Here is a 6,407-nt window from a genome sequence, read left to right as displayed (position 1 = left end):
GTCCCGCCCGTCCTTTTTGGACGGGCGGGACGCCCATCCCACAAACTTGTGGAAGTTATTTAATTCTCATTCCTTAGAAGCAAGTAACTCAAAACGCCTGCTGCAGACTGTTGGGGGAGTGGGATATGTATTGCGAGAGCAAAAGTGAGGAGGGGCGGATTTACAAATACTTGGCAGATTAAGTATGGATACTGGTGAACCCGCTCCTATTATACTACCTATTTTTTTGTACCAAATAGACCTAGAAATCCGGTCGTTCCTGATAATCTTCTGCAGAACTCGGGTCTAATTCCCACCGACTTTCATCTCGATGTTCAAGCATATTTGTTGTGTTCAAAATAGCGCCATCGGGCATTTCTATGCCCGCAGCGGCTCCGAGTTCGTCAACCATATCCAGGTCGGGAGTAGGCGCAGTTCCGCCCACCGATTGCTCGCCAGTGGCACTTTCTTGTTCCGCAGCAGGATCGCCATCTTCGCCACCGATTTGGGAACTCGTGGAAGAGTATTCCGAACTGCTGTCCTGCAGGGTTGTTATGTCGTCTTGGCTCAATCCCGGTTGATCGATGACGCCGGTACCGTAAGATTCGGTAATTTCTTGAGGCAATTCGCCCAAATTATCACCATCTCTTGTTGTTTTTGCGTTGCGTTCTTTTTGCTGTGCCACGAGACTTGCTCCTGTTTGTTTTTGAACTCAATTAAATTAAAAATGTCCGAATTTCGCTTGAGCTGAATTATTTTTAGTAATTGCCAATGGCTATCATTAAATGACATTGTAATTGCTATTTAAGCTTTTAGCTTCTATCCCAGGAAATATATTGATTCTGAGCAGCTATTTCATTGGGAATACAAAAAGCGATCGCCCTTTTCAAAAGGGCGATCGCTTTTTAATTGGGAGGCTAATTCTATTCTGGAAAATCAGGAATTATCCATTTGGGGGGTTCCGTCCGTTTCCTTCTCACCGCTTCCTCTGCTATTTCTAGCATTTTATCCAGAGAAGTATTTTCAATAAACTGGGACGTTGCTTCTGCGTATTCCCGCTTCGGGCACTTGTCGCCCAGAATGCAGCCATTGACGCAAGCTACAGCACAATCGACAGTGTTCTCCACCATAACTTTTTTCCTTTCACGGTTCCAACAACTAATAGGTAGGTACTCTGGGTGAATTTGTCAAGAGACAGTTCTATATCTTTATTTTACTTCACAAATTGTCATCAAAGGTCGATCGCCAGGGCAAAACTGTTATAAAATCAAAGCAACCTACCTAATCTGCCGATCGTGAGTAATTTTCTGCGGCGCTTAAAACTTTTACCTTGGCGAGAAATGCTGCAAATTGCCGCCCTCGTCAACTCAATCGTGATTGGACTGGAGCTATTTTTAGCCTGGGGTTTCACGCAATCGCGGCCAATCCGCAACGGGGTGACGCTTCTCTACGGTTCCTCCCTGGGGATGTTGATACCTTTTGCAGCCGCAGTGGGAATGGGAGCTTTAGCAGTGTACTTTTTAGAGTATTGGCAACAACAATTTTTGCTCAACCGAATTAGTTTGTGGGTTTTAGTTTTCTGCGTACTCTTGGGTTTGGTGTTAAAGTCATTCCTACCCATCCCTCCTTTATTAGCAAGTTTATCGGAAGCTGCACTAATCGGAGTTACTGTGGGAGTTTTTTGGAAGGGCCGGCCTTATTGGCGATAGTCATGCCATTTTAGATTTTAGATTTTAACTTTTAGATTTTAGATTTTAGATTTTAGATTGGCTATGACTGATGAATATTCTGGTTTGGGGGTTGTCTATAGTTACATTTTTTTGTGAATCTAGTATAAGGTGCCAATAGCGGACACTAGCCAGAAAAATTGTGCGCTATTGGCACCTTACAGAATATAAATTGTGCAGAATTACCGATCGACTAAAAACACAATTCTCAATTCCCCAATTTCATCGCATTTCAGGAACTCTCACAGTCTCTGTAGGAGGCATAATTGCCTCTTTAGCATTCAACTTTTGATTCAACTCCCGAATCCGGCGCGACAGCAAACGAATAATATTCACCGCAATTCCCGGCGTTTCATCAATCGCATCGTATAGCTGCATTTGAGTCAGCATCAAACACTCGGATTGTTCGACAGTAGAAATAGAAGCCGATCGAGGTTCTGCATCAAACAGCGACATTTCCCCGAAACAAGCCCCCGCTTTCAACTGTGCCAAATCCCGATCGCCTATATGCACGCGCACCGTTCCCGATACCAAAATATAGAGAGACCGACCTTCTTGTCCTTCCGTAAAAATCCTGTGCTTAGAAGGAAACGAAAGTTCATCCATTACCGATGCTAGACGCACGAGAAAATCATCCCGCAGTTCCTTAAAAATCGGAACCTCCCTCACAAACAATAGGCGTTCGACGCTTGTTAACATAATGAGATGCAGTGATTAATTTAAACTTAAAAAGGGGAAGGAGAAGGGGAATAAAAATGGTTGACGGTTGACGGTTAACTGTTGACTGACAATAACAACTGCCAACTGACAACTGACTAATGTTACCTTTTTCCCCCAGCACCCAACTCTGCCATCATCTCTTCAACTTGAGCGGATACCAAATTATCGGGGTCATTTTGCAGCCTGGGCAACAATTCGACCAAAGCCCGGGGCGAGGCTATTTTCAAATAGGCTAACACTGCTTCGCGGACAAAACCCGTCGGGTGCTGCAGACAGACAAGAGTTTGTTGAGCCGTCAGACTCCAGCGCGCTTCCCTCGCCAAGTGAAAGCAGCAGGCCAAGGCCCAATCCGAAAGGAAGTTGCGCAATTCTAGCAAGCGGCGCAAACGATCGCTAGGGGCTAGAGGTTTGTAAACCATCAATTCCGAGAGGTTGCTCAATTTTTCTCTTTCCGAGTGTTGATCTAACAAATTGATGAGCGATCGCTTCCTAGCTATATCCACAGTATTATCGAGAATTTCCAATCCCCTAGCCACCAAAGAAGGTTGGCCAGAAGCGATGTTGAAAGCAGCGGCTTGTACGGTGTCCAGCGGATAAAGAAACTTCATCAGCAAAAAACACCGCTCCCTAGAATCAGCTTCCAACCCCGCCAGAGCCCGCTGCAACAATTGAGCCGTATCGTTCCCAGGTGCCCCGGTACTGTTGGCTTCCCGATCCGAGAAATTGCCGTAGGTTGTTACCCCAGACAAATCTACTAGAGCTGCATAAATTTGACCGATAAACATTAACTCCTGTTCGATAAGAGTTTCCAAGCCGCTGCGGCCGATGCGGTCTAGAACCCCTTCTATCCCCGCTTCCGAAGGCATTTTTAACAGGATGCGGAGGATATTGCGCCTCGTCGTTCCCCAAGCCGTCATCAAATTGCTCACCAAAATGTCGATCGCCTCATTTGTCCCAATTTGACCCAGAGCCGTCCAAGCTTGCAACCTGACCAAATCAGACTTGTGGATATCCTCAGCCAAATACACGAGCAAAGGAATGGCATCGTTGTGAAGTTTGACTATCGCCTGCAAAGCCGCTTCCCTAGTCGATTTGTAACCAAGTCCGCGCAGCAGCGAAGGATAATATTCTTCCGAATGAGTAGACGAAATCACGTCTAACAGAGCGCAGCGCACTCGCAGAGATTCATCTTGCAACAGATTGGGGATATGCAGCCGCAGTCCTTGCAAATAATCAGCTTCTCCCAGAGCCCGCGTCCCCATAACACGTTCCCGCTCTTGCTTGTGTGTCAGCATTTGCCGCAGCGTGTTAGTAGCCTCTGCCTTTTGCAGGCGATCGCCCCTTCTCATAATTAAAGCAGCCGCCGTACCCCGCACCACCGGATCGACCGTCGGCTGCAAGTAAGGCCGCAAGCTCTCAATATTCGGTTCAGCTTCCGTCAGCCAGATGTAGCGCAAAGCCAAGGCCAGAACCTCCGGCGGCAAGGATTGCTGCGAGAGTGCGCGGACAGATTCTAAATATGCGGGGTTCGGGTGTTGCAGCATCGTTTCCAAGCTCTGGCGCTGCAAACCTGGGGACAGCGAATCGAGGAGGGGAGCCAGAACTTCTCCGACATTTTTGGGGTCAATTTGCGTCAGGAGTTCTATGCAAGAGCGCTTTTCATCTTCGCCCCCCGGCTTTTGTAGAGTTTCCACCACTGCGCGCTTGAGAGCTTTGAGGTCAACGTCTGTGACGCCCAAGCGTCCCCGCTCCGCACTTTTGACCAACAAACCCACGTATTGAGAGCGGATCAACCAGACCACAAACACCCACAACAGTGCCAATATGACGATCGCGCCAATAAATATCAAGCTTTGCTGGTCGTGAAATACATTTTCGTCTTGCTGGGGGAGTATCTTGCCTGTCACCCACAGCATAATCAGGATGCCTACTCCTGTAGCTCCGCAGGACAAAGGTTCGCCCACACCGTTGACCAAAGTTTGAATTCCCGATCGAATATTGTCGGGAATCGGTTGAAATAAAACCGGGCTAACGGTTTCCAAAAGCGTGTAGTGCAGCAGTTCGTCTAAAAATCTCAGCAATATTAGCCCGATAAACACAGATACTAGCTGGCCCAGAGATGCTCCTATAGTCAGCACCCCGAGTATAGCGATGCCCGCCGGCAAAATCATCGCCGTCACGAATACACCGATTCTTTCCACCAACCGACTCGAAGCGAACCATTGAGTCGCCACTTGAAACAGGCCTTGTATGCCTTCATAAATGCCCAGGAAGCTAGCGATCCAGCTAGCTCCGTCCCCCGGATTTTGGTATTCTAACTGGCTGTAGAATTGGAAATCTACCAGCACGTAGACGACTTCTGCGAGGATGAAGAAACTGACTAGAGGTACGGCGTATTTTTGCAGCGGGCCTGTAACTTTGCGGGCGGTAAATTCTTCTTGGTCGTCGTCTTCGTCGTCATCCGTCCAGTGAGCCGTTTCCGGGAATGCTTGGCTGTATTTTTCCGTGAGGTAGTAGAGCAACACCGAGCCTGTCGCCACCATCAGCCCCGATATGAGGGTAACGTTTTTGAGTCCGACTACGTACAGCAAAACAGGCAGAGAAAATCCGCTGACTACTCCAGCTACTAGATAGCCGCTACTGACTAGCGGATAGGTGCGCTTGATTTCTCTAATATTAAACAGTTGGTTGGAAGTGATAGAAGTATTAAGGTCATTGAGGACATAGCAAGCTTCCACCCACAGCCACATCAAAAAAATAGTAATAAAAGCGATGCTGATGCCAGCTATCTTAGTATTTTCGTAGCCTATTCCGAATCGAAACAAAAATAGCGGTACCGACATCATGCCCAGAACCACTACGACGGTGCGCCTCAGCGGCAGGATTTTTTGCAGCCACGAGTAGACAAATCCCAAGCCAGAACCGATAAAGGCGCTGGCTATGTAGATAAAAGGCATTTTGTCGGCACCGTACTCGTCTAAAAACAGACCTACTGTGCTTAGTTCCAGCCAGATCAGCCCGACGGAGGTTAGAGTGTAGACGAGGAACATCAGTAAGGTTCGCTCTACTTCTTCCGATCGCAGGTTGAGCGATCGTAGCACTCCTTGTCTTACTCCCGCCGAACCGCTGATTTGAAAATTTTCCATGCAGCGTTGATTTCCCTGTGTGGTAGCTTATTCCTGACTAACTTCGGAAGTCATCAGCTATCAGTCACCAGTTTATGACTGATGACTGCTCACTAATGACTATCTATTTATACTTTCTTTGGCGACAGCAGCATCATCATACTGCGTCCTTCTTTTTTGGGGGCTTGCTGCACTTCTGCGATTTCCTGCAAATCTGTGGCCATGCGCTTCAGCAAGTCCTCTGCTAGGTTGCTGTGTTGGATTTCCCGACCTCTGAACATGATCGTGGCTTTTACTTTGTCCCCAGATTTGATAAAGCGGTCTGCTAGTTTGAGGCGCACTTGGTAGTCGTGTTCTTCAATTTTGTAGCGCATCTTCACTTCTTTAACATCGGCAGTGTGCTGCTTCCGCTTTGCTTCTCGCGCTTTCTTTTCCTGCTCGAATTTGTACTTCCCATAGTCCATTACCCGGCATACGGGCGGGTCAGCTTTGTCGCTGACAAGTACGAGATCGAGTTCTTTTTCTTCTGCGAGGCGCAGCGCTTCTGCAGGCGTCAATATCCCTAGTTGCGCGCCGTCGGTATCGATTACCCGGATTTTGGGGTATCGAATATTTTCGTTAATCTGGGGTAGGTTGCGATTTTGTCTTCTTTCAATCACAGGCATGAATGGTTGTACAAGCAGTAGTTTAATAGCGAAGCTTCTTGATAGTTACAGGTTTGATCGGTCAATTTTTCACGATTGACGATCGAACTGTTTTATAAGGTGTTACCCTTACCGGACGTACTACCGCGCCCTGTGTCCCCTCCGCTAAAGCCTTGGGGAATATTTGGACTGATCGTAAATGAATTCTTACA

The 6,407-nt window shown here is 47.5% G+C and carries 6 protein-coding genes; 1 reads left to right on the top strand and 5 read right to left on the bottom strand.

From position 1 onward, the window contains the following. Positions 1-241: 241 nt before the first annotated feature. Positions 242-664 (bottom strand): DUF6335 family protein, encoded by a 423-nt coding sequence (locus QUB16_RS18165; protein WP_333318143.1) that lies wholly within the window; start codon positions 662-664, stop codon positions 242-244. Between the two features lie 238 nt (positions 665-902). Beyond that, entirely contained in the window at positions 903-1,109 is a 207-nt protein-coding gene (locus tag QUB16_RS18160; protein ID WP_333287335.1) for a hypothetical protein, read from the bottom strand. 165 nt (positions 1,110-1,274) lie between these two features. On the opposite strand from QUB16_RS18160, the gene QUB16_RS18155 reads away from it, so the two are divergent. Continuing rightward, positions 1,275-1,688 carry a peptide chain release factor 1 gene (locus QUB16_RS18155; protein ID WP_333318141.1) on the top strand — a complete coding sequence of 138 codons (414 nt, stop codon included), beginning with the start codon at positions 1,275-1,277 and terminating at the stop codon, positions 1,686-1,688. A gap of 240 nt (positions 1,689-1,928) precedes the next feature. On the opposite strand, the gene QUB16_RS18150 is transcribed toward QUB16_RS18155, so the two are convergent. From QUB16_RS18150 to infC, 3 genes are all read right to left on the bottom strand, one after another. After that, positions 1,929-2,405 (bottom strand): Crp/Fnr family transcriptional regulator, encoded by a 477-nt coding sequence (locus QUB16_RS18150; protein WP_333042796.1) that lies wholly within the window; start codon positions 2,403-2,405, stop codon positions 1,929-1,931. A gap of 122 nt (positions 2,406-2,527) precedes the next feature. Next, complete coding sequence (locus QUB16_RS18145; RefSeq protein WP_333318139.1) at positions 2,528-5,572, bottom strand: HEAT repeat domain-containing protein; 3,045 nt, start codon at positions 5,570-5,572, stop codon at positions 2,528-2,530. A 107-nt stretch (positions 5,573-5,679) separates the two neighbouring features. Continuing rightward, positions 5,680-6,216, bottom strand: coding sequence for a translation initiation factor IF-3 (gene infC, locus QUB16_RS18140; protein ID WP_006635262.1), 537 nt, complete (start codon positions 6,214-6,216; stop codon positions 5,680-5,682). Between the last annotated feature and the right edge of the window lie 191 nt (positions 6,217-6,407).

Source organism: Microcoleus sp. D3_18a_C4 (genome assembly GCF_036702415.1).
In the GTDB taxonomy this organism is placed as follows: Bacteria; Cyanobacteriota; Cyanobacteriia; order Cyanobacteriales; family Microcoleaceae; genus Microcoleus.
This window is presented reverse-complemented; position numbering and strand designations above follow the sequence as displayed.

Bases quoted from the DNA above. Each gene is read 5' to 3' on its own strand.
- QUB16_RS18145 (WP_333318139.1), bottom strand. From the start codon at position 5,572: ATGGAAAATTTTCAAATCAGCGGTTCGGCGGGAGTAAGACAAGGAGTG.
- infC (WP_006635262.1), bottom strand. From the start codon at position 6,216: ATGCCTGTGATTGAAAGAAGACAAAATCGCAACCTACCCCAGATTAAC.
- QUB16_RS18150 (WP_333042796.1), bottom strand. From the start codon at position 2,405: ATGTTAACAAGCGTCGAACGCCTATTGTTTGTGAGGGAGGTTCCGATT.
- QUB16_RS18160 (WP_333287335.1), bottom strand. From the start codon at position 1,109: ATGGTGGAGAACACTGTCGATTGTGCTGTAGCTTGCGTCAATGGCTGC.